This is a genomic window from Desulfurococcaceae archaeon MEX13E-LK6-19 (assembly GCA_029637525.1).
Taxonomy (GTDB): Archaea; Thermoproteota; Thermoprotei_A; order Sulfolobales; family Desulfurococcaceae; genus MEX13ELK6-19.
On sequence record CP072660.1, the window covers coordinates 505444 to 527350 of the forward strand.

At 38.1% G+C, this 21907-nt stretch carries 31 protein-coding genes, 4 tRNA genes and 1 pseudogene; 29 read left to right on the forward strand and 7 right to left on the reverse strand.

The features are described 5' to 3' along the window. The first annotated feature begins 17 nt into the window (after positions 1-17). From J4526_02845 to J4526_02885, 9 genes and pseudogenes are all read left to right on the forward strand, one after another. Complete coding sequence (locus J4526_02845; protein WFO75819.1) at positions 18-461, forward strand: hypothetical protein; 444 nt, start codon at positions 18-20, stop codon at positions 459-461. Between the two features lie 146 nt (positions 462-607). After that, positions 608-877 (forward strand): 50S ribosomal protein L34e, encoded by a 270-nt coding sequence (locus tag J4526_02850; GenBank protein ID WFO75820.1) that lies wholly within the window; start codon positions 608-610, stop codon positions 875-877. A 74-nt stretch (positions 878-951) separates the two neighbouring features. Further along, positions 952-1485, forward strand: a complete 534-nt coding sequence (locus J4526_02855) for an AAA family ATPase (protein ID WFO75821.1) — start codon at positions 952-954, stop codon at positions 1483-1485. A 46-nt stretch (positions 1486-1531) separates the two neighbouring features. Further along, positions 1532-1822 carry a 50S ribosomal protein L14e gene (locus tag J4526_02860; protein WFO75822.1) on the forward strand — a complete coding sequence of 97 codons (291 nt, stop codon included), beginning with the start codon at positions 1532-1534 and terminating at the stop codon, positions 1820-1822. A gap of 117 nt (positions 1823-1939) precedes the next feature. Beyond that, positions 1940-3021: pseudogene (locus J4526_02865) on the forward strand (RNA-guided pseudouridylation complex pseudouridine synthase subunit Cbf5). After that, positions 3017-3610, forward strand: a complete 594-nt coding sequence (locus tag J4526_02870) for a class I SAM-dependent methyltransferase (GenBank protein ID WFO76298.1) — start codon at positions 3017-3019, stop codon at positions 3608-3610. The pseudogene J4526_02865 and the gene J4526_02870 overlap by 5 nt, the downstream one beginning before the upstream one ends. A 36-nt stretch (positions 3611-3646) precedes the next feature. Then, positions 3647-3733 (forward strand) — tRNA-Ser (locus J4526_02875). Between the two features lie 221 nt (positions 3734-3954). Beyond that, entirely contained in the window at positions 3955-5058 is a 1104-nt protein-coding gene (locus J4526_02880) for a hypothetical protein (GenBank protein ID WFO75823.1), read from the forward strand. Between the two features lie 110 nt (positions 5059-5168). After that, positions 5169-6029 carry a DMT family transporter gene (locus tag J4526_02885; protein ID WFO75824.1) on the forward strand — a complete coding sequence of 287 codons (861 nt, stop codon included), beginning with the start codon at positions 5169-5171 and terminating at the stop codon, positions 6027-6029. A 39-nt stretch (positions 6030-6068) separates the two neighbouring features. Here J4526_02885 and J4526_02890 read toward each other — a convergent pair whose 3' ends face one another. Then, positions 6069-6782 carry a class I SAM-dependent methyltransferase gene (locus tag J4526_02890; protein WFO75825.1) on the reverse strand — a complete coding sequence of 238 codons (714 nt, stop codon included), beginning with the start codon at positions 6780-6782 and terminating at the stop codon, positions 6069-6071. Between the two features lie 112 nt (positions 6783-6894). On the opposite strand from J4526_02890, the gene J4526_02895 reads away from it, so the two are divergent. Beyond that, on the forward strand, positions 6895-7374 hold the full coding sequence (locus tag J4526_02895) for an archease (GenBank protein ID WFO75826.1): 480 nt from the start codon (positions 6895-6897) through the stop codon (positions 7372-7374). Here J4526_02895 and J4526_02900 read toward each other — a convergent pair. Both J4526_02900 and J4526_02905 read right to left on the reverse strand, forming a co-directional pair. After that, positions 7353-7925 (reverse strand): archaemetzincin family Zn-dependent metalloprotease, encoded by a 573-nt coding sequence (locus tag J4526_02900; GenBank protein ID WFO75827.1) that lies wholly within the window; start codon positions 7923-7925, stop codon positions 7353-7355. The two genes, J4526_02895 and J4526_02900, sit on opposite strands and share 22 nt — an antisense overlap. A 136-nt stretch (positions 7926-8061) precedes the next feature. Beyond that, positions 8062-8169, reverse strand: a tRNA-Phe gene (locus tag J4526_02905). A gap of 106 nt (positions 8170-8275) precedes the next feature. Between J4526_02905 and J4526_02910 the strand changes: the two genes are divergently transcribed. The 3 genes from J4526_02910 (at position 8276) to J4526_02920 (ending at position 11276) form a co-directional block, all read left to right on the forward strand. Continuing rightward, positions 8276-8971, forward strand: coding sequence for a nucleotidyltransferase family protein (locus J4526_02910; GenBank protein WFO75828.1), 696 nt, complete (start codon positions 8276-8278; stop codon positions 8969-8971). Further along, on the forward strand, positions 8958-9956 hold the full coding sequence (locus tag J4526_02915; GenBank protein WFO75829.1) for a hypothetical protein: 999 nt from the start codon (positions 8958-8960) through the stop codon (positions 9954-9956). The genes J4526_02910 and J4526_02915 overlap by 14 nt, the downstream gene beginning before the upstream one ends. Positions 9957-10121: 165 nt before the next feature. Next, entirely contained in the window at positions 10122-11276 is a 1155-nt protein-coding gene (locus J4526_02920) for a glycosyltransferase family 4 protein (GenBank protein WFO75830.1), read from the forward strand. Here J4526_02920 and J4526_02925 read toward each other — a convergent pair. Then, complete coding sequence (locus tag J4526_02925; GenBank protein ID WFO75831.1) at positions 11245-12333, reverse strand: glycosidase; 1089 nt, start codon at positions 12331-12333, stop codon at positions 11245-11247. The genes J4526_02920 and J4526_02925 overlap by 32 nt on opposite strands. Positions 12334-12591: 258 nt before the next feature. On the opposite strand from J4526_02925, the gene J4526_02930 reads away from it, so the two are divergent. Together J4526_02930 and J4526_02935 are read left to right on the forward strand one after the other, a co-directional pair. Next, positions 12592-12670 (forward strand) — tRNA-Gly (locus J4526_02930). Positions 12671-12863: 193 nt separating this feature from the next. After that, positions 12864-13157, forward strand: a complete 294-nt coding sequence (locus J4526_02935; protein WFO75832.1) for a rubrerythrin — start codon at positions 12864-12866, stop codon at positions 13155-13157. Positions 13158-13231: 74 nt separating this feature from the next. On the opposite strand, the gene trxB is transcribed toward J4526_02935, so the two are convergent. Further along, complete coding sequence (trxB, locus tag J4526_02940) at positions 13232-14221, reverse strand: thioredoxin-disulfide reductase (GenBank protein WFO75833.1); 990 nt, start codon at positions 14219-14221, stop codon at positions 13232-13234. 116 nt (positions 14222-14337) lie between these two features. Beyond that, on the reverse strand, positions 14338-15339 hold the full coding sequence (locus J4526_02945) for a zinc-dependent alcohol dehydrogenase family protein (protein WFO75834.1): 1002 nt from the start codon (positions 15337-15339) through the stop codon (positions 14338-14340). A 105-nt stretch (positions 15340-15444) separates the two neighbouring features. On the opposite strand from J4526_02945, the gene J4526_02950 reads away from it, so the two are divergent. Then, the gene (locus J4526_02950) at positions 15445-15816 is read left to right on the forward strand and encodes a hypothetical protein (GenBank protein ID WFO75835.1); all 372 of its coding nucleotides are present in this window, start codon (positions 15445-15447) and stop codon (positions 15814-15816) included. Positions 15817-15864: 48 nt separating this feature from the next. After that, a tRNA-Glu gene (locus J4526_02955) sits at positions 15865-15939 on the forward strand. Positions 15940-15993: 54 nt separating this feature from the next. Here the strand turns inward: J4526_02955 and J4526_02960 are convergent. Next, positions 15994-16674, reverse strand: coding sequence for a 16S rRNA methyltransferase (locus J4526_02960; protein ID WFO75836.1), 681 nt, complete (start codon positions 16672-16674; stop codon positions 15994-15996). A gap of 157 nt (positions 16675-16831) precedes the next feature. On the opposite strand from J4526_02960, the gene J4526_02965 reads away from it, so the two are divergent. The 12 genes from J4526_02965 to J4526_03020 all read left to right on the forward strand — a co-directional run bounded on the left by J4526_02965 (position 16832) and on the right by J4526_03020 (position 21906). Further along, positions 16832-17110, forward strand: a complete 279-nt coding sequence (locus tag J4526_02965; protein ID WFO76299.1) for a ribonuclease P — start codon at positions 16832-16834, stop codon at positions 17108-17110. Then, positions 17068-17412 (forward strand): YhbY family RNA-binding protein, encoded by a 345-nt coding sequence (locus tag J4526_02970; protein ID WFO75837.1) that lies wholly within the window; start codon positions 17068-17070, stop codon positions 17410-17412. The genes J4526_02965 and J4526_02970 overlap by 43 nt, the downstream gene beginning before the upstream one ends. Positions 17413-17449: 37 nt before the next feature. Continuing rightward, positions 17450-17935, forward strand: coding sequence for a 30S ribosomal protein S19e (locus J4526_02975; GenBank protein WFO75838.1), 486 nt, complete (start codon positions 17450-17452; stop codon positions 17933-17935). 6 nt (positions 17936-17941) lie between these two features. Then, positions 17942-18271 carry a DNA-binding protein gene (locus J4526_02980; protein WFO75839.1) on the forward strand — a complete coding sequence of 110 codons (330 nt, stop codon included), beginning with the start codon at positions 17942-17944 and terminating at the stop codon, positions 18269-18271. A gap of 24 nt (positions 18272-18295) precedes the next feature. After that, entirely contained in the window at positions 18296-18451 is a 156-nt protein-coding gene (locus J4526_02985; GenBank protein ID WFO75840.1) for a 50S ribosomal protein L39e, read from the forward strand. An 18-nt stretch (positions 18452-18469) separates the two neighbouring features. Beyond that, entirely contained in the window at positions 18470-18742 is a 273-nt protein-coding gene (locus J4526_02990; GenBank protein ID WFO75841.1) for a 50S ribosomal protein L31e, read from the forward strand. A gap of 68 nt (positions 18743-18810) precedes the next feature. Continuing rightward, positions 18811-19491, forward strand: a complete 681-nt coding sequence (locus J4526_02995; protein ID WFO75842.1) for a translation initiation factor IF-6 — start codon at positions 18811-18813, stop codon at positions 19489-19491. Between the two features lie 2 nt (positions 19492-19493). Continuing rightward, a complete protein-coding gene (locus J4526_03000) occupies positions 19494-19760 on the forward strand; it encodes a 50S ribosomal protein L18a (GenBank protein WFO75843.1) in 267 nt (88 codons plus the stop codon). Next, entirely contained in the window at positions 19757-20230 is a 474-nt protein-coding gene (gene pfdA, locus J4526_03005; protein WFO75844.1) for a prefoldin subunit alpha, read from the forward strand. Before J4526_03000 ends, pfdA begins: the two co-directional genes overlap by 4 nt. Before the next feature lie 93 nt (positions 20231-20323). Continuing rightward, entirely contained in the window at positions 20324-21208 is an 885-nt protein-coding gene (ftsY, locus tag J4526_03010) for a signal recognition particle-docking protein FtsY (protein ID WFO75845.1), read from the forward strand. 19 nt (positions 21209-21227) lie between these two features. Then, entirely contained in the window at positions 21228-21413 is a 186-nt protein-coding gene (locus J4526_03015; GenBank protein ID WFO75846.1) for a protein translocase SEC61 complex subunit gamma, read from the forward strand. Between the two features lie 16 nt (positions 21414-21429). After that, the gene (locus J4526_03020; GenBank protein WFO75847.1) at positions 21430-21906 is read left to right on the forward strand and encodes a transcription elongation factor Spt5; all 477 of its coding nucleotides are present in this window, start codon (positions 21430-21432) and stop codon (positions 21904-21906) included. Position 21907 lies beyond the last annotated feature (1 nt).

A 21907-nucleotide genomic window follows, 5' to 3' on the forward strand; every position in this document is an offset into this window, starting at 1 on the left:
AAGGGTAGACTATTGAAATGGATTTAGTAATAGTAATCAGTATAGGGATAATCTTTTCTCTGGTAACAACATATGTTACTTATTTGATCTCTAAGAAGGAGTTTTTCGCCGAGGCCATAAGAGCGTATAGAGAACTGGCTGTAAGAGAAGTAGGTGAGGTTAAGGACAAGAGGAGTCTCAGACGTATAAGAAAAATTAGAAGCGAGCTGAAGAGAGTTAGAAGAAGACTGACAACTCTTTTCATAATAGGTGTTGTGCTTTTTACATCAATGTACATGTTATGTACTTCACTAATATACTACTTGTATCCTGGAATAGCAGGCTTCAAGAAAATACCCTTTGCAATACCCTTGTTTTCTCAAAAAATAAATGATGAATACTACACTCACGTAATAGTAATAGGATTCCTAGCCTTCATGACTCCATCGTATTTGTTTGCACGTATAATAAAATTCAGGTAATTAATAAACCAGAAATACTTGTCTATCATGCATTGAGATGTATGTGAATAAAATTTATAGTAGTCTTTGCTATGTCGATAAAATAGCTTAGATAAAGCCTCACGCAACCTATGAGATTCAAGTAAGATAAGGGAGGTTGTGAAGATATGCCTAGGCCTGGATTGAGGACACATTCGTACAGGAAAGTGTATAGGCGAACACCAGGTGGGAGAACAGTAATTCACTACGAGTACAGAAAACCAGGTATTGCCAAGTGTGCTATTTGCGGTAAACCATTAAATGGTGTACCACGCGCCAGACCTGTTGAGTTAAGAAATATGGCAAAAACAATGAAGAGGCCTGAGAGACCATATGGTGGATATTTGTGTCATAGGTGTCTAGCAAGATTGTTGAAAGAAGCGATTAGAACCACGTAAACAGCCTAAGTTTTGTGCCAGAATTCTTTAATGTTGGTATAGTTTTCTATTTAAACTAAGTTAGGTGTTCGTCTTTGGTTGTAATTGTTGTTAGTGGCCCGCCTGGTAGTGGGAAAACTACACAAGCAAAAATGATTGCCGAAAAACTTGGATTAAGATACCATTCTGCGGGCTCAATATTTCGCGCTATAGCTAAAGAAAGGGGTATGTCACTCGAAGAATTGAGTATACTAGCGGCTAGGGATCCTAGTATTGATATAGAGATTGATAGAAAGAGTTATGAAGAAGCTATTAAGGGTAATGTTGTGCTTGATGGGCATCTGACAGCTTGGATTGTAAAAGATGTTGCAGACATAAAAATTCTTGTGACAGCGCCATTAAAAGTACGTGTTAAGAGAATTGCGCTAAGAGATAACAAGAGTGTTATAGAAGCATTAAAGGAGACTATTGTAAGAGAGTACATGCAGTACAAGAGGTTCATAGAATACTATGGAATAGATCCAACTGACTACAGGATATTTGATATTGTTGTAAACACGGAGAATTTAGGTCCCAACGAAACCTTTAGAGTTATAATGGAGTGTATAGAGAAAATTTTAAAGCATTAGAGTACTGTTTACCTAACGCTGACAGTAGATGAAAGGGGTGTCTAGTATGCCTGCCATAGAAGTAGGTAGAATATGTGTTAAACTAGCTGGACGTGAAGCTGGAAGGAAGTGTGTAATAGTTGATATAATTGACGACAATTTCGTTCTCATAACAGGTCCTAAGGAATTAACTGGTGTAAAAAGGAGGAGAGTTAATATAAAGCACATCGAGCCCTTGGATAAAGTGGTCAACATAAAGAAAGGTGCAAGCGATGAAGAAGTGCTAGAAGCAATTAAAGCAGCGGGATTAGAGGAATTTATGAAAGAAAAAGTGAAACCCAAGTTATCTATAGTCTAGAATCCCAAATTACTGGATCAAGGCCTTTTATAGAAATTGAATCACTTTATTAACTAATTTAGCTAGAAATTATTTTACCCAGTAACAACAAGATGATGTTATGAGGGATAATGGATCTTGAGTTCACGAGAGGGCATCTTGTTTCTTGAAAAATTAATCAGATATGTTGGAGAAAAACCTGAATGGATAGTATTGCGTGAAGAAGAAACCGACCCCAATTATGGAGTTCTACCTTACAAGAGGCCAATTGAGGAGCTTATAACTAATGGTGTCATAAACCTAGATAAACCACCCGGACCTACAAGCCATGAAGTTGTTGCCTGGATAAAGAAGATGTTCGGGCTCAGAAAAGCGGGGCACGGAGGGACCCTCGAGCCCGCCTTCCAATGATTGGAGGCGGGCGGGGAAACCCTAAGGTTACCGGGGTTCTACCAGTAGCTCTTGAGAATGCTACGAAAGTTATTGGTAACGTTGTTCATACAACGAAGGAGTATGTTATGGTTGTTCAACTGCACTCAAGCGTTTCAGAGGAAAAATTGCGAAATGTATTGAAGGAATTCATAGGCAAGATCTATCAGAGACCTCCACTTAGATCTAGTGTTAAAAGAACCATTAGAACGAGGACAATCTACTATATTGAATTAATTGAATACAATGGTAAGTATGCATTGATGAGAGTAGGGTGTGAAGCTGGAACGTATATGCGTAAACTAGCCCACGATATAGGGATACTCCTTGGCGTAGGCGCTCATATGAGGGAACTGAGGAGGACAAGAACAGGACCATTCAAAGAAGACTCTAGTCTAGTAAAGATGCAGGAGGTTTCAGAAGCTCTTTATCTATGGAAGAACAATAATGATGAGCGGTTGCTTAGAAAGATAATACTACCTGTGGAAGTAGCTACAGCACATCTCCCGAAAATCGTGATTAGAGACACAGCTGTTGACGCTATAGCGCATGGCGCAGATTTAGCTGTACCCGGTATAGTTAGGCTAACAAAGAATGTGAAAAAGGATTCAGTCGTGGCAATATATACGCTCAAAGGAGAATTAGTTGCTTTAGGCAAAGCATTGTATAACGCTGAAGAAATAGCTAACATGAATAGAGGTATTGTAGTGAAAACAAAAAGAGTATACATGAAGCCAGGTGTATACCCAGCTACTTGGAAGAAACGGGGGAAGAAGACAAGCGGTGATTAGTCACCATTACTTTTCTAGAAAACCCGGAAGCCCTGGTAAGAAGTACCTGTTGTCATTACACATACGTGGACTTACACTCGAATTCATAACTTATTCAAGCTTGTTTTCAGGGAAAGAAATAGATAAAGGAACAAAGCTTCTACTGGAATACATCAAGATCCCCCAAGAAGGCGTTGTGCTTGACATGGGTTGTGGATACGGGGTCATAGGTATTGTTTTAGCTAAAATTAATCCAAAACTAAAAGTATACATGGTCGACATAAATCCTCTGGCAGTAAAAACAGCGAAACAGAATGCTAAGATCAATAATGTCGAAAACAATGTTGTAATTCTTCATGGAGATCTATATGAACCTGTTAAAGGAATGATGTTCGATGCTATATACTCTAACCCACCATTGTCTGCAGGGAAAAACGTGGTCGAAAAAATTATTGTTGAAGGCAAGAACCACCTAAAAGAAAATGGTTTCATGCAACTGGTTCTGGCAAAAGGAGGCGACTATTACGCAGAAATAGCTAGAAAGAAGTATTCAAGAATTGAAATAGTGAGGAAACAAGGGTACACTATCCTAACAGCATACATGAAATAAAATTATTAAATCCAAAACTATATTGATAATGGTAGAGCCGGGGTGCCCGAGCGGTCTAAGGGGCCGGCCTTGAGAGCCGGTGGGCGTTCGCCCGCGCGGGTTCGAATCCCGCCCCCGGCGCCAATAAAATTCCTTACCCAAATATCCTACTGTTTAGTCTTTGAAATTAAGACATTGATTCAAATTAATGCCTAGCTTCATGGGTTTATTATGTATTAATTTTTATTAGTATCATTGACGCTATAAGGTCTTATTAGATTAGTAGGTAGAATAATGTTGCTTAATTTTTTATTTCTACAACTTCAACTTCTATTTAAAGCTAGGTGTAAGCTCGGGCGTTGTTTATGGAGTCTGGACTTATGTTCAGATATCTTGATGATATAGCTACTTATAGTGGTTACATAGATTTTATCTTATCAATAATAAATGATGATGCATGTAAAAAACTTGCTAAGAAGTTCCTAAAGCATAGGCAAGGCGTGACTATAAGGAGGAAAAAATGTCATAGCCCTACTGGACTGAGATTAATAGCCTACATTCTTCCGAGCTCATTAAGGGTCTTTACCTCTTTAGGTATTGAGATTCCTCTTCGTGTAGCTACTAATCCAGCCATTATGATTAGAGGGAATGACTTACGTATATATGCTAGAGTTGGATCAGTTGGTGGAGATTTTGATCATACTTTTATAGTCTACGCAGATGTCCCTATTAGTGAAGCTGAGGGATTGCTTAAGCTTAGTGCTAGAACACTATTATACCCATTGTTACCTTATGAAAACGTTGAAGATCCAAGGGTTAGCGTTTCTAATACTGAAGAGTTATATCATGTTAGAGGATTTGATTCAGGCAAAGGTGCTGTGATAACATTCAAAGCTATACTAAACCAATCACTTAATCGTGTAGTATCACTGGAGCCTATAAGGTTTAGAGATAGAGAAGGAAACGAGTTTCTATTAAGAGACTATAGAGACACGTTCCCATTAAATGAGAAATATATAGTTGTAAGACCCTTCTTCCGAACCTTACATACGGGAGGGATATTCATTGGACCCTGTGATGGTGCAGTAGTAAGTTTTGAAGAGCTTAATCCTATACCTGAGTTGTTGCCACAGAGAGATGAGCATAAAACTGGGGGTAATGCCGTACTGAAGATTAGTAGTAATGAATTCTTACTTGTATACCATAGCGTTGACCATCATGGAGTATATTACACGTATGCTGCCACACTTTCAAAAGATGGCGAACTCCTCTCAATGACTAGAGATCCCATCATCACGCCGGGTCCAACGGATTATATAGGGCGAAGACCAGGAACAATCTTTGTATGCGGGTTAGCTAAGTATGGTAACGAGATACTTATAGCTGCTGGTAAAGACGATGAAGCTATAGTAATATATGGTATTGATGAGAACGATATGTTTGAAAAATTAGAGTATATTAAAGGGTAAGATTATTGTAGTGCGGATATTATTAACAATGCCATTCTTAGTTAATTAATGAAGCCTAGGGTATGCTTATATTCTTGCAGGCTTGAGTTTATGTTTCTGGGTTGAAGGTGATGGAGTATATAAATCAATTCTATGGAGTAGTATTAGCGTTACTGGCATCTGTTTTATGGAGTTTAAACCCTCCTATAATAAAGAAATTTGGTTACGGAATTTCATCAATAGCCCTAAATGCTATGAGAGCCTTTATGGCAATGCTTTTTCTAGTCATTATAGTAATTGTTTATGGTTTTAATGTCGTATTTACGCCCATGGGGCTACTTTTCATTCTTGGATCAGCATTAATAGGGCCGGGTATAGGAGACATAATGTACATTAAATCAATAAGAGCTGTAGGAGCAGGAAGAGCTATAACTATTGGTTATACGTATGTTTTCGTAGCTCAAGCTCTTGCAGTAGTATTTTTAGGCGAAAAAATAACCGTGGGCTTGGTTATTGGTTCTTTTCTTGCGTTGTGTGGTATATATTTTGTATACCTTGAGGGCAATGACTTAGAGGTAAGTTATAGGAACCTATTAATGGCGCTAATACCCGCTATTGCATGGGGTATAGGGAGTGTTGTGAATAAATATGCCTTATTTTACGCAGATCCAATATCATTGGGGTTTATTAGAGCTATTGTACTATCTCTTGTGCTATTACCTTTCTCTAGTAGAGAAATAAAGAAGGGGGTTAAGTCGCGTAGAATAGTCCTCGTTGCACTGGTGACTGGTGGATTAGGATATGGTATAGGTATACCATTGTTTCTTAAAGCAGTGGATATTGTTGGAGTCTCTGTGACAGTTCTTGCGACAACTCTTACACCAGTTCTAGGACGCATATTAAGCGTCGTAATCGCTAAAGAAAAAATAGACTTGAAAGGAATTATTGGCACATCATTAGTCATATTAGGAATAGTTATCGGGGTACAATAGATCTTGATTAATCTTTCTACGTATGCTATTTTTGCTACTTTATTGTGGTTTTCTAGCAAGTACGTAGTAGTTTTTGGTTGGTTTAAGGAGTTTTTTCGAAGGATAAAATATGCCCTTCTTTTCGATAATGAATCCAACTGATTTTATTTCGTTAATTAACTCATTTAGTGTGAAAAGATAGTAATGTCTTCTATATGTTTTTCCCTTAGAGTATATTTTTTCGGCTTTTTTGATTATTTTTAGTATTTTAAGAATCTTCTTAAAGTAGTACTTTATTATGAATGGAATGAAGGCTAATTGTTTTAGTGCCCATACAGTTACAAGAATAAGTCCCTTATTTACGAGTACTCTATAAGCTTCTTTCAATGCTTGGTATCTATAGTTCCTTGATAAAATATGATGAATTACAGCTATGTATAAGGAAGCGTACACTTTGTTATCCATTATTGGGAGTTGTATTGCGTCAGCAACTATCGGTAGCACACGATGCTTTTGATCAATTTCTCTATACATTTCTTGTACCATAACCTGCGACAAATCTATTGCTATGATTCTTATTCTTTTTCTTTTTGACAAAAAATATTTGATATACTGACCTTTCCCACAACCAATATCTGCAATATAGATGTCATCATCGGGTATATGGTTTTCTACAAGAGATATTATTCGCCATGGTTTTCTCCTATAACATTTTGCTAATGTATCGTATGCTTTAATGGTCTCCATGGTAAGATCTTTTTCATCTAATCTCAATAATACTGCACCGTAGCGTCTGCCCTTCTTTTTAGTATTGCTTCAAAGTATAGTTTATGATTAAGCTAAGAATATATTGTTCTCTATCATTATCTCTTTATTGGTGAAAAATATGGGAGAGATTGAGGAGAGAATTGCTGAAAAAGGATTACCAGGTAAATTCGATTACCTAGAACATCCTGCAGATGTTTATATTAGAGCCTATGGAAAAGACATAATCGAGTTATTTGAGAACTCTGGTCTCGCTCTATTCGAGACAATGGTTGATACAAGTAAAGTCGAACCATTGGTCGAAAAAGTCATTGAGACTGAAGGTTTTGATCTAGAGAATTTACTGTATCGCTGGCTAGAAGATCTTCTGACGTTATATTACTCCGAAAATCTCGTGTTCTCCGAAATAATAGTCAAGGAGATAGTTATCGAGAAAAAGAATGGTGACATATACTATAGACTTAGGGGATTATGCAAAGGAGAACAATATAATCAAGAGAAGCATGAACCACGAGTCGAAGTTAAAGCTGTTACTTATCATTTAATGAAAATAGTTAAGGATGAAAACGAGTGGAGAGCCTATTTTGTACTGGATATATAACTCTTGATCTTGGCTATACATTTATCACAGAAATATGCTGATTTTTCATCTACATCATATATAGTATTACTAAAGCTCATTACACAGCGTCTATTAGTACAGTGATTCAACCCTAGTACATGCCCTAGTTCATGAATTACTTCTTTAACAATTCGTTGGAGATATAGATTATAGTCATATTTCAAACTGTAAAAGGTGGGGTTTAACCTCTTTGTAAATACAATACAGATCTTAAGACTAGGTAGTGCTTCCCCAAAAATAAAGTTAAGACCTGGCTCATATCCATCTAAATAACCTATCCCGACTACAATGTATTCCTCAGTATACTCATGGAATAAACTATGTAGCCACTCGATAATACATGAACCAAGGTATTGCCGCCTATCCCAATCAAAACACTTCATTGGCGGGTTTTCAACAGAAGGCCATATGAGTACTTCTACATTCTCTCCAAGACTTTTCGATAAAATAGTAGATACCTCATCTTTTATGAAATCAATAAAATCAAGTATAAGTGGTCTCGTTAATGGCACGATGAGAAGCCGTAGCATAATCACACCTTAAAGGACTTGTTATCTTCCACCTTGGTAGTATGATATTATTATGTTATTGTTGAGATAAGTAATTTACTATTACTGCTTCTAGCCTTCTATAATGGTGATTATTAAGTTTATGATTATGTAGAAATGGTGCCGCCGGCGGGACTTGAACCCGCGACCACCCGGTCTTCAGCTTCGCCGGAGAGGGGAAACCCCCTCTTTCCTCGGGCGCTCTCCCGGGCTGAGCTACGGCGGCTCTTCAATTCTATTTCGGTGCTCTGGTGGTTTATTAACTTTAATATACTTTGTGTAAAAGAAATAATTTATGCTGGGAAAAGAGTTCAACCAAGAGGTGTACGGTAATGATGGTAGCTATTCTGGTTGGAGGATTCGGGAAAAGATTAAGACCGTATACTGAAGAGGTCCCTAAACCGCTTGTCCCTGTGGCGGGTAAGCCTATTCTTGAATGGCAGATTTTATGGTTAAAAAAGTATGGATTTGATGAATTTGTGTTGCTTGTCGGTTATAGAAAAGAAAAGATTATTGAGTATATAGGAAGCGGGTCTAGGCTCGGTGTAAAAGTTACTTATGTTGTTGAAGATGAACCTCTTGGTACAGGTGGTGCGTTGAAAAACGCTGAACATATACTATCAAGAGAGGATGTATTCATAGCACTTAATGGAGATATAGTAACTAATCTTAACCCGCTAAAACTTGTTGAGACAGTGAAAAAAGCTGGATATGCTGCTGTACTAGCGGCAATACCCTTGCCTAGTCCCTATGGTGTTTTAGAAATAAGAGGAGATCGTATAGTAGGTTTTCATGAAAAACCAAAACTTTCTGACTACTGGATTAATGCAGGAGTATACGCGATGACGCCTGAGGTCTTCAAGTATTTGCCTGAAAAAGGAGATATAGAGAGGACGGCGTTTCCAAAAATGGCTGAAGCAGGTAAGTTAGGAGCGGTAAAGTATACAGAAATATTCTGGAAGAGTATAGATACACATAAAGATCTTGAAGAAGCCAGTAGGGAGATACAGAAACTTGGTGAGCTATAAACCATTATGGTATTATGTTCTAGATTTAGTGAAAAACAAGAAGATATATGTATCTAAGAATCGTTTACTCAGAAAGAATTTTTTCTATGTAAATCCTCTCCAAGCATTACTAGTAGACATGCTTATTTACAGAGAAGGTTTGGGCATTGGTAAAATAAAAGGTAGAGTTATTATTGAAAAAGACTATAATAATGAGAAAATAGTATTCCTTGGAAGAAAAGGAGAAGTGGAATCGGAAATTATTTACCCAGGCAAAGACGTGATATATGAGGATATAGAAAGAATTCTTCCTTCTAAACCATTGTTTTTAGTGTTGAATAGCTTATACCATGAGCATACTCTCAGTGATAGAAAAAGACTTGGACTGCAGCTAGGTCTAATGGTTAATGTTGTTAGAAGATGGTTGTGGGATAGACACCTTGTTTTTGTTGACACTCCTCAAGAGCTAATTAGTGTGATAGAGAAACACGCTAAACCAAATAGAGTACTGTATCTAACACGTCAAGAAGTCTGTAATATTATTAATGATACCAAACATGTAGTGGCTCTTGATCCTTATGCGGAGGAAGCTCTTAATGAAAAAGTAGTGTTAAATTCCTCTATATTCATTATAGGTGGTATAGTTGATCGAGATAAACCTTTGAAAAAAGCTACTACAAAATTAATTAATATGCTGGAGAAAGAATGTAATCTTTCAATTAATTCTTATCACATAGAAATTGATGGTATTAAAATGGCTGTTCCCCATAGGCTTAATCGGGTTCTTGAAATATTATTAAAGGTTCTCATCGATAGAATGACTTTACGTGAAGCAGTTATCTCAGTTATGACGAATAGAGATATTGCTTGGTATATTGGTTTGATGTTAGTTAAGGGAGAAACTAAATTAGATGAAATTATTGCTGAGATAGAACGTATTATTGGTAGAAAAATTAGTAGAGAAGTGATACATCGAGCAAAGCGTATTGCCGGGTTGGGAGTATAGTTCTTCTCATATTTTGGATCGAAGTAAGATTGATAAGCAGGATCTGGTATTCTGTATAACCGAGTCAGTATAGTGGCGCGGTTGTAGATACACCGAATACGTATCTCTATAGCTACTCGTTGCTTGTATATACGCCACTATACTGGACCCTAGTTGGTAGAATAAATGATGCACGGGGAGGTGATGGTCATGAAAATCGCGATAATGGGTAGGTGGAACGCGACATGTGGTGTAAGTTTGCATGCTGAACTTATTGGTAGAAAGCTTATTGAGCTAGGTCATAAGATCGTAGTATTTGCACCAACATTATCATCTGCAGACAAGGATTGGCATCATCGTCACATCGATGTTGAAGATGAGCCCTGGGTTCATAGAGTGTTTGAAGAAACCGATGAGTACAGTTATCCTTTTGGAGGGAAGATAAATGCTGTAGAGATCTTTAAGGAGGATTTTGATGTATTTATTGTCGAAGCTTATAACAGATTTCCTGTAGAAGAATTCAAAAAGATTGCAAAAAGAATTAGAAAAAGAGCCCCATTAATACTGATTACGCATCTAGGATATATAAGAGATACAGAGCCATTAATGGAAATTGAATGGGATGCTATAGTAGTTTTCGACAAGAGATTTATAGATGAAATAATAAAGTTCTTTGGAGAAAAAATTGTTAGAAAAACTGTGATTATACCTTATCCATACGCCATAATTAATGACGTATTACCTCGAAGACCGGATTTTGCTAAAGGAAAGATTTTATTCATAACATATGGTAGACAACCTATTGTCGAATACTTGGATTACATTAGAGTTCTTAGAAAACTTAAGAAGAAATACGATTTCGTGTACTGGATCATAAGAAGTGATGGAAAAATACCTTTCAATGAGAAATGGATTATTCAAACAGTTATGAGACCGGATATAAGGACTATATACAGTCTTGTAATGGGTGCAGATATCCATCTGCTACCAAAAGGAGAAACACGTGCAGTAGTGTTATCTTCAACACTAAATCAGATATTATATGCGGGTACACCAACTGTTGTTCCTGATACACGATATTTTGAATACATACAAGTTAATGGTGATGGTATAGGACCTGTTGTAAAATATCCTTTAGGTAATACTATAGACTTATATGAGAAGATAGTTGCACTAATCGAGAACGATGAATTAAGGGAATATGTTAGTAGGGAGGCTAAAAAACTTGCATTGAAATATAGTGATGAGGTTGTAGCAAAAATGTTCATAGAGCTCTTCAACGTGGTTCTCGAGAAACCGGCTAGTATTCCTAGTATATTCTACCGTTATCGAGCTCACTAAGGACTTCGTTGAGTGAAATTAGCGCTATTCCTACCATAAAGTCTCCAGCTCCATAGGTCATTACAATTGTGTTTTCATCTATTTTCACTGATCCGCATGGGAAGATTGTTAGTGGTCTATCTCCAACTAATTCGTAAGGATGACGTGGCTCCATGATATACCTTGGTGTAACGGCTTCTATAACTACTTCTTCTTTGGAAAGTCTGAGCAATAATGCGAATACTCTATAGACAACAAGATCGCTGTCAACGGCATGGACGAATACTATAGCACGGTCTTTATCTATATTTATTGGGGGAGAAGCCCATCCTAATTTACTCTCGAAAGGCGAAGGCTCCAGAACTTCTATGGCACTCTCTATTTTGACTTCTTTTATTCCAGCACCATCGTGTGTAAGTTCATCCTTATCGATCTTACTGATAAAGAGAAAGAATTCGTCGTCGGAGAAGTGTGGTCTATGGAAAAGATAGAATTCCCCGTTGCCTGTTTTGTGTAGGAAGGCGTCTTTGTTACTTATTGTTTCTGGGAATTTTTCTTCTGATAGAACAAAGACGTATTTCTTTACCCATGTCTTTAATTCTTTGTTGTAAACAGCTGTTACAGGTAATGTTCTATTTTTATATACTCTTGGATTAAAGTAATTTATCGATCTACCTGTATATGTCATGAATAATTGTCCATCAAGCTCATATACTCTGGGGTCTTCGGTACCCCATACATCATATTTTGTTGATGGATATATGACTATATCTCCAGTGTAGCGGTTTGTGTTGATATAGCCGTCAAATACATCGTCTAGAGGAACAGTTAATTCGGCTATATAGCTTACATACATGTAGTAGCCAAGTATGATCCTTACATATAGTTTGAGAGCATCAATCTCCTGTAAATACACTGCACCTGCATTAAAAGCGGATATAGGGTTTCCTATAGGGTAGTTGTGGAGAATAATTCTGTCAGGACTTATTACACCCATCCTTATTGCCATATCGTTTGTAGCTGGTCTACGTATTTTTAATGCTTCCTCGAATCCATAGGCTCTAGAATACTGCCCCATATTGATTTAACCTCACACTTGATTACTTGGATAGAAACTTAATTTTAGCAAGACGTGTATTGGTATTTGATAGTAGCCTAAATGAATAGGTGTCAGTATTTCCGGCTCTCATCATAACCACTTCCGGTTCAAGAGACCCTCTTTTCATCACTATCATTAATGAACTACAAGACTGTGGGTTATAAACCCAGTCCCAAAACGATAATGACGATTAAAAATAAAACCTCACATACCCTCTAGAGTATAAACGAATAGGATGCGGCGGTCGTCTAGCCTGGACTAGGACGCCGGCCCCCCAAGCCGGAGATCCCGGGTTCAAATCCCGGCCGCCGCACCATAATATTACCCTTAAAGATCCTGTTGTGCGAAGTTAGTTTGAAGTATGTATTCACATAAGTTTAGTTCTTTCATGATTATTGTTTTGCCCACTGTAAAATTGTCTGATGGGTCTTGCCATAGTTTTAAGGAAAGAAGTATTTATGTGAGGATAAAAAGGGTATTGGAAAGATAGTATTATGGTGATTATCTGTATGTTATCTAAGAATCCACTAGATATCGCTTCCGGGAAAAAGCTTGACAAAGATAGTATAGCTCAAGCATTGAGACTTGCTATTATAGGAGAACTTGATGCTATAAACTTGTATTTGCAACTAGCTAGTGCTGTAGATGACGCGGGTGTAAAGAAGGTATTAGAGGATATAGCAGAAGAAGAGAAAGTACATGTCGGCGAGCTTTTAGAACTTCTTAAGAAACTTGATGTCGAGCAGGCTGAAGCTTTAGAGAAAGGGACAAGAGAAGTTAAAGAGCTATTGACTAAGTGTTGAAGTATAAAAACAGTCAATATATTGCGTCCGAGCTACTTTGCAAAATATTTTCAACAGAAGACCTATTGTGGAAATTATTGTTTTTGTTTTATTTTTGTGATGTATTTGAATGCAGCATCAGCTGCTTTTGCTCCATCGGCTGCGGCTGTTATAATTTGCTCAAATCTGTACTTACATTCTCCTCCTGCTGCATCGCCTGCTACGTATATTCCTGGAAGATTTGTGCTCATATCCGGTTTTACTTTTGCGAAACCATTTTCATCAACTTCGATTCCGATTTTTCTAAAGAAGTCAGTGGGTGGTTGAAGTCCTATTTCAATGAATATGCCGTCGACTTTGAGTATTTTTTCTTCGCCCGAGATAGTATTCTTGATCTTTATTGCTTCCACCTTATTCTCACCAATGATCTCTGTAACAATGCTGTTTAGAAGGAATTCTATTCTAGGATTTGATTTTGCTTTCTCTACATACACAGGGAAAGCTCTGAACTCGCTTCTTCTATGAATTAAATATACTTTTGAGGCTAGCTCAGCTAGATATAGGGCTGAAATTAATGCTGAGTTTCCGCCGCCAACTACAGCAACAGTTTTTCCTTTGAATAAGGGTCCATCGCATGTAGCACAATATGAAACTCCTCTTCCAACAAGTTCCTTTTCACCCGGAACACCAAGTTTACGTTTCTCGCTTCCAATAGCTAGTATTACTGCGTATCCACAGTATTTTCTTCCCATACGTGTTTCAACGCACCATAGATCGTTCTGTTTACTAACATTCGCAACTTCGTCGATGATTATTGGTACATTATATTTTCTCACGTGGGCAACAAATTTGTTGACTAGATCTTGCCCAGAGATCTCGGGTAAACCTATGTAGTCGTCTATAACTGTAGCTTCTGTAACTAAACCGCCAATAAGTTTCGTTATAACAACAGTTTTTAGTCCGTAACGTGCAGAGTAAAGAGCGGCTGTTAAACCAGCTGGTCCACCGCCAACAATTACGACATCATACTTCTCTGATTCCCTGGATTCTATTGGAGTTCTTAATGGTGTTAGCTTGAATTTCATAATATTGCACCTTTTTGCTTATTCTCTTAAAGTTTTATAAGTATTCAGTGTTGTACACACATAGTCTTTTAAGATACTTAATATAGAAGATGCGGCTCAAAGAATGAAAGAAAGCGTTATTGTATTTTGAGTACAGCTGATCCTTTTATTTCACCGTGTTTAAGGTCTTGCAAAGCCTTATTTGCGTCCTTAAGCGGGTATAAGTTTATTGTTGTTTTAACTTTTGCTTTTGCAGCCTCTTGAAGGAACTCTCTTACATCACTTCTCGTAACATTAGCTACACTCTTTATTTCTCTTTCAAGCCATAGAAGCTCATATTCTAGCCTCTCTATGGGAGTCATGTATATTCCTCCTAAAACAAGTCGTCCACCCTTATCAAGATTCTTTAATGCTTCTTTTACCACCCAACCTGCGGGGGCAAAGATTATTGCGGCATCAAGTTTCTCAGGCGATCTATCAACAGGTGTTCCAGCCCATTTAGCCCCTAGTTCAAGTGCGTGTTCTTGTCTTTCTTTGGATCTCGTGAAGACATAGACTTCGAGACCTTTATTTAGCGCTATTTGTATGATCATGTGGGCTGATGAGCCAAACCCGTATAGTCCTAGTTTACCTCCTTTCTCTAATAGTCCTGTTAGTTTTAATGCACGATATCCTATTGCTCCTCCACATAAAAGCGGGGCAGCATGATAATCATCATATTCAGGAGGTATTGGGTGAACAAACCCCTCCTTGGCAACCATGTATTCAGCATAGCCCCCATCTACACTATATCCTGTAAATAATGCTTTATCGCAGAGATTCTCGAGTCCTTGTCTACAATACTTACACTTACCACAAGCCCAGTAAAGCCATGGTACACCTACTCTATCGCCTTTTTTCACTGTGGTAACGTTCTCACCAACCTCTTCCACAACACCTATAACCTGATGACCTGGTATCAAGGGTAACTTAACTGGTTTAAGTTCGTTCTCGATAATGTGGAGATCTGTACGACAAACGCCACAGCATTTTACTCTTAAAAGAACCTCGTCTTCTTTAGGCTCAGGCTTTTCGACATCAGTATAAACAAGAGGATCTGACTCAATTGGCGCAGGTTTGTATAGTACAGCAGCTTTCAAACAATATCCACCAGGAAACTCTATTACTTAAACCCGGTATTTATCTGGTACTAGGATAGTGTAGTTAGACTACATTTACCCGGAGATCATGATAAGGTGAGAGTAATGTATAATGAGGTTATTGGAACAATATATTTCCTTCAAAACATTATTGCTGTACTAATAATAGTACTGCTGATTGTCACTGGCTTAACGACTGGTAAGTATGTTAGAATAGTTTCTACTTCTATTCTTCTGGTAATACTCGTACTTCATTACTACATAATATCTATGGTATCGGGTATAGAAAACATAACAATTTATCCATTCGTAATAGTTGAAGGAAAGAATGGATATTATACTGTTACAATAGATTTTGGACAAGTTATTGTTGTTAGTTTAGCCTGGTTTTGGAGACGTGAAATATATGAGAAAATAAGTGTTGTTAAGAATAAAATCAAGGTGATGATTGAGATCCTCCGAGGCTTGATCTCTTAATGGAAAACTATTAAAAACCTATCTAGGTATCATTCATAAAAGGCGGGAGCCGCCGTAGTATAGCCCGGCCAAGTATGCGGGCCTCTCGAGCCCGTGACCCGGGTTCAAATCCCGGCGGCGGCATAACCGCGCGGGCCCTGCTCTACCACCTTATTAAATTACTTATGGCTTCATGCTTTACACAGGATATATCCCTATCACTCTCTCATACGCTTCTATGATCCTTGAGACAACAACCCATGTGTCAAGAGGTTTGGGGTATATAGCATAGACTTCGTCAGCTATATCATAGATTTCTCTACGAAAATCACCGTGGGGAAACCCTCCTATGCCGACAATATAGTTTCCATCACTAATTTTCTTTGCAATTTTTTCTGGAGCCATGAGTGTACCTGTTTCACTTAGTAGTATTAGTTTTCTTCCAAGAGTATCTAAGAGATCTTGTATACTCATATCTTTTACATACATTAACGGTTGCGATTGATCCGGAGGGACTTTCCCTACTGTAAGCAATTGCTCCATTAAGCCGACAAATCTATTGTAGTTACGTGGTATTCTTACGTCTCTTCTAATGAATATAACATAGTCATTTAATGTATGGACGTATATTCTTAGTTTCCCCTCTAAGTTCAATGGCGAACTAAGTGCATTAAGAAGAGAGATATGTACTATGTCGGGCCGCCCTCTTTTCTCTCTATTCTTTAAAGTCTTCATTGCATGGTAATGAATGCTTGTGTCTAATAGTATCTCTCCTGGCTTCTTTCCTCTCCTACGTGCATTTTTTAGTACAGCGGGATGACCCCAGATTTCTTTTGGTACTAGTTCAAGCGAAGACTCTATTAGCACCATATACAGCATCCCTTTTACACACCCAGGGAGAGGTTTCTTCGCAAAATGTTTTATGTTAGTTTACTATAAGTACACTATTAAGGGTGTTGATTATTTTAGAAAGGGATTGGGGTAATTATTTTTGAGTAAACGAAAGCAGTTGCTTAAGGATCTTGCTATACAGCGTATGAAGCTACTCTATAGCATGGCTGTTGATATGGTTAGAAAAGGTGATTTGGAGTTAGCTAGAAGATATGTAGATATCATAGTGGCTATATCCTTGAGGACAAGAACGAGACCCCCTAAGAATATTAGGAGAGGATACTGTAGGAATTGTCATATACCTTTAGTACCCGGTTTAACAGCTAGAGTACGTATACAGAGCGAGGGTAAGGGAAGTAGAGTTGTGGTGACTTGCCTGCTATGTGGATGGAAGAGAAGGTACATGATAAAAGCCCGTCGATAAAGGAATTAATTAAGATGAAAAAAGCGTCAAGCAAGTGTGATGTAAACATAGGTAAGAAGGGTATAACTAAAGAAGTTATTGAAGAGATTAAGAAAAGACTTGAGCGTAATAAGGTAGTCAAGGTAAGAATACTCAAGTCAGCTCTTGTAGTAACAGGTCTTGATAGGCGTTCGTTGGCACGTGAAGTAGCTAATAGGGCTGGTGCACGTTTAGTGGAAGTGCGGGGTAGAACATTTATACTTGTAAAGCATGTTGGTAGAGGAGAGGATAATATAAAGTATAAAAGAAGGATAGAAGATTAACCCTAGCTTAGTGGATTAGTGAAAGGAGGGTGCTGGAATGGTTACAGCTCTCGAAGTACCTGCAGATATGCTGATAAAGAGGCTTGCAGAGTACCTAAAAGAGCATGTACCAGCAGTCAAGCCTCCAGTATGGGCTTACATGGTTAAGACTGGTGCCCATAAAGAAAAGCCTCCACAGGATCCAGACTGGTGGTATTATAGAGCCGCATCTATTCTAAGGAAGCTTTACAAGAGCGGTGAACCAATTGGTATAGAGAGATTCAGGACTATATATGGTGGCAGAAAGAACTATGGTGTTGCACCAGAACATTTTGTTAAAGGAAGCGGTAGCATAGTAAGGAAGATCCTTCAACAGCTTGAGAGAGCTAATCTTGTAAAGAAGATACCCGGCAAGGGAAGGACACTTACACCAGCTGGTAGAGCCTTGCTAGATAATCTAGCTTTCCAGATCATGAAAGAACTTGTCAAACAAAACCCTGAACTAGTAAAGTATCTGCCTCCAAGCCAGGTTAAGAAGAGGTGAGTATTTTTGTCTTACGATGAGGAGCTGGAGGCGATAAAACAAAGAAAGCTCATGGAGTTGCAGAGGAGACTACAAGAAGAAGAAAGAAGACGTCAGTTAAGATTACAGAAAGAAATGTTATTGAGATCTATTCTTACACCAAAAGCACGTGAACGTCTTGCCAATTTAAGACTTGTAAAACCTGAGCTAGCCGAGGCAATAGAGGATCAATTAATAGCCCTAGCCCAAAGCCGTAGGATAAATATACCTATAACAGATGATGTTTTAAAGGAGCTTCTTGCTAGCATATATGAGCAAACACATAGAGAGACGCGTATTAGGATAAAAGAAAAGTAATGAAATAAAGAAAAGGTGATGCTGATGGCACGCAATAAGCCTTTAGGAAAGAAACTCAGGCTCGCAGCCGCCTATAATAGTAACAAACCTATACCCATATGGGTTACTGTAAAGACTAGGTTAAAAGTTAGAAGAGGGTTTAGGCTCAGACACTGGAGAAGAACAAAGTTAAAGGCCTAGGCATGGGGGTGCGTATAGTTGTCTGAGGAGAAGAGGGGAGAGACAAGAATCTATACCGTTCCCTTATATCGGGTGTACTGGGGACGTAGGAAGAATAGGGCTAAACGTGCTGTCAGGTTGTTACGTGAATTTATTAAAAGGCATATAAAGAATGCTGAACGAGTCGTAATTGATAATGAAGTCAATATGTACATTTGGAGTAGAGGTATAGAGAAACCCCCTAGGAGAGTAAAAGTAGAAGTAGAGTATATTGATGAAGAGAAAACAGCTATTGTGAGGCTTGCTAAGTAGCCGTTGTCCCTCCTGATGATATTCCTATTTTAACCCATATGTAGAAGTTGTTTTTGGCGGTAGGAAAAATGGCATTAAACAGGCTCAGCATACTTGGGAACCCTAATATTGGTGTGTACGTGTTTGTAAACGATACAATAGCTATTGTTCCACCTGGTTTAACTGAGAATGAAAAGAAAATGATTATGGAGACACTTAATGTAGAGCTTCTTGAGACAAAAATTGCTGGTACCATAATAAATGGTATAATGGTTGCTGGAAACAATAATGCCGTTATTGTTCCTAGAAACATTCTCGATGAAGAATTGGAGTATTTGTCTAGTACATTAAAGAAGTATGGGATAAATACTCATGTACTTGAATCAAGGCATACAGCATTAGGAAACATTATTCTAATGAATGATAAGGTATGCCTATTATCTCCAAGTGTGGAAGAACATGAAGCGAAAAGAATAGAGGATATAGCTGGCGTTGAAGTTGTTAGAAAGACTATTATGGGGCTGAGTATACCGGGCTCGTTAGCTGTTATAACAAACAAGGGCGGTGTGATACACCCTGATGTGAGTGATGAAGAATTGTCTGAACTAGAGTCGCTTCTAGGATTTAGTCTTGAGAGAGCAACAGTTAACTCAGGAATACCTTTTATAAAGACAGGTTTAATAGCAAATAAGTACGGTGCTTTAGTAGGTGAGTTGACAACAGGACCCGAGATAATGAGGATTCAAAGAGGTCTCGGGGTAGGTGATTAGCTATGAGCCTTAGTGTAAAGATCTATAGAATTGAAGGATATATGTTGATAAGTCATGATAGGAATCCTACGTGGCAAAAATTCGTTAAAGAAGTAACAGCGGTAAAGGAAAGTGATGCGCTAGAAAAAGTATACTCTGAGTTGGGAAGCAACCATAAATTAAGGAGGAGACACATAAGGATAACTAGTGTGAAAGAGATAACACCAGATGAAGTCACAGATCCGGCAATCTTACAAATACTTAAACTAACGAGGTTTGTTAAACAATGAGCAAAAAAACTAGTGAAGAAAAAAGGGAAATCGATGTAAATGCTCTACTTGCTAGAATTAATGAGTTAAGAGGATACATAGAGATACTTCAGAATCAAGTTAATACGCTGGCTCAGGAACTAAGTGAGCTACAACTAGCTCTTGCATCAATAAAAGGCTTAAGTGAAGTAACTGATGAAAGAGAAGCACTAATAGCTGTTGATAGGCTTGCTACAGTCTTTGTTCCCGCAAAAATAAGTGGTTCTTGGAGCAAAAACTTACTTGTAAACATCGGGAGAAACTATTATGTTAAAACAGATAGTGCTACAGCCGAGAAAATTATTTCTAAAAGAATAGGTGCTTTACAGAATCTCATTAGAATGAGACAGCAAGAGCTTTCAAGAGCATTAAATGAGTATAACTACTTGCAACAAATAATTGCTGCAGCATTCTATCAAGCCCAAGCGGTGTCTGAGCAACAGAAATCTTGAAGGAAACATTTTTCTAGAATAGTAGCCTCTTGATTCTTCCCGGTATACAGTTTAAAGTAGTACGCTGGTTAAAGTAGTACGCTGGTGATTATATTGTTCAACAAACTGAAGAAAGCTATTTCATCGTTTATTAATAAAGCTGTAAAGGTTCTGTCATCAAAAAAAGAGTTAGAGGAGGCCATAGAAGAACTCAAGATCTCGTTAATAGAGAATGATGTTGCTTATGGTGTTGCGGAAGAACTTGCCGAAAAACTTATGAAGTATGTTGAAGAAGGCTCTATAAAAACAAGAAATGATCTTATCGAGTTCTTACGAGAAACCATTGTTGAGTTCTTCAAGAATGCTGGGGAACTAGATATAATTAGCGAGGCAAGGAAGTATAAGCCTTACAAAATAGTATTCCTTGGCGTTAATGGGGTAGGTAAAACAACAACGATAGCCAAATTGGCTTTACTGTATAGAGAGAAGGGATTCAAGCCATTAATGGTTGCTGCTGACACATTTAGAGCTGGCGCCCAGGAGCAACTGAAAATTCATGGAGATAGACTTGGTATACCTGTTTTCATGGGCAAATATGGTGCCGATCCTGCAGCTATAGTTTTTGATGCATTACAGTATGCTGAGAAAAGAGGATATGATGTTGTACTTATTGATACAGCTGGGAGGATGCATACAGATATAGATCTTGTTGAGGAGCTCCGTAAAATTGTCAGAGTGGCAAAACCACATCGGAAAATACTTGTTGTAGATGCTTTAACAGGTAATGACGCTATTGAGCAAGCTAAAATGTTCGATGAAGCAGTTGGTGTTGATGGAGTTATTGTAACAAAAGTTGATGCATATGAACAAGGAGGTGTTCCATTAAGTATAGTGTATGAGATAAAGAAACCAGTTATATTCATAGGTGTAGGCCAGGGATATAAAGATATAAAGCCTTTTAATATTAGGGAGTTTGTAGACAAGATATTGCCGCAATGAACTGTTGAGAGTGTATGAAATGAATATCGAAGAGCTCTTCGAGGTTTGGCGAAAAATAATAATGCTCGCTAAGAAACCATCACGTGAAGAGTACTGGACTACAGCAAAAATGGTGTTCCTAGGACTTACTCTCGTCGGTGGAATAGCCTTCATAATTAGGGTTGCGTTTGTCCTCTTCCTATTCCCAACATACCAGACCAGCTAGAAAGGTGATTAACTACATGAGCAATATAGTAAAAAAGAAACCATCAGTATACTATGCGGTGAGAACTACTGCTGGTAGGGAAATTGATGTCGCGTTAATTATGGAGAACCGTGCCCACCGTATGCGTGGAGAAATTGACGTCAGATCTATAATTGTCCCACCTGAGATTAAAGGCTATGTTATCGTTGAGGCACCGGGTATCCATGTAGTTTACCCTCTTGTTAAAGAAATAAAGTATGTTAAAGGAAAAGCGCCGGGGATCATAAAAGCTGAAGAGATAGAGAAACTGGTTAAACCCAAGCCCGTCATAGAGATGGTTAAAGAAGGAGATATAGTTGAGGTTATAGCTGGTCCCTTCCGCGGTATGAAAGCACGTGTTGTAAGTGTTGATAGGAACAAGAATGAGGTAGTGTTAAATATTTTAGAGGCGGAGTTCCCGTTACCAATTACAGTCCCAGCTGACTTCGTGAAACCAGTGAAATCAGGTGAGTAAT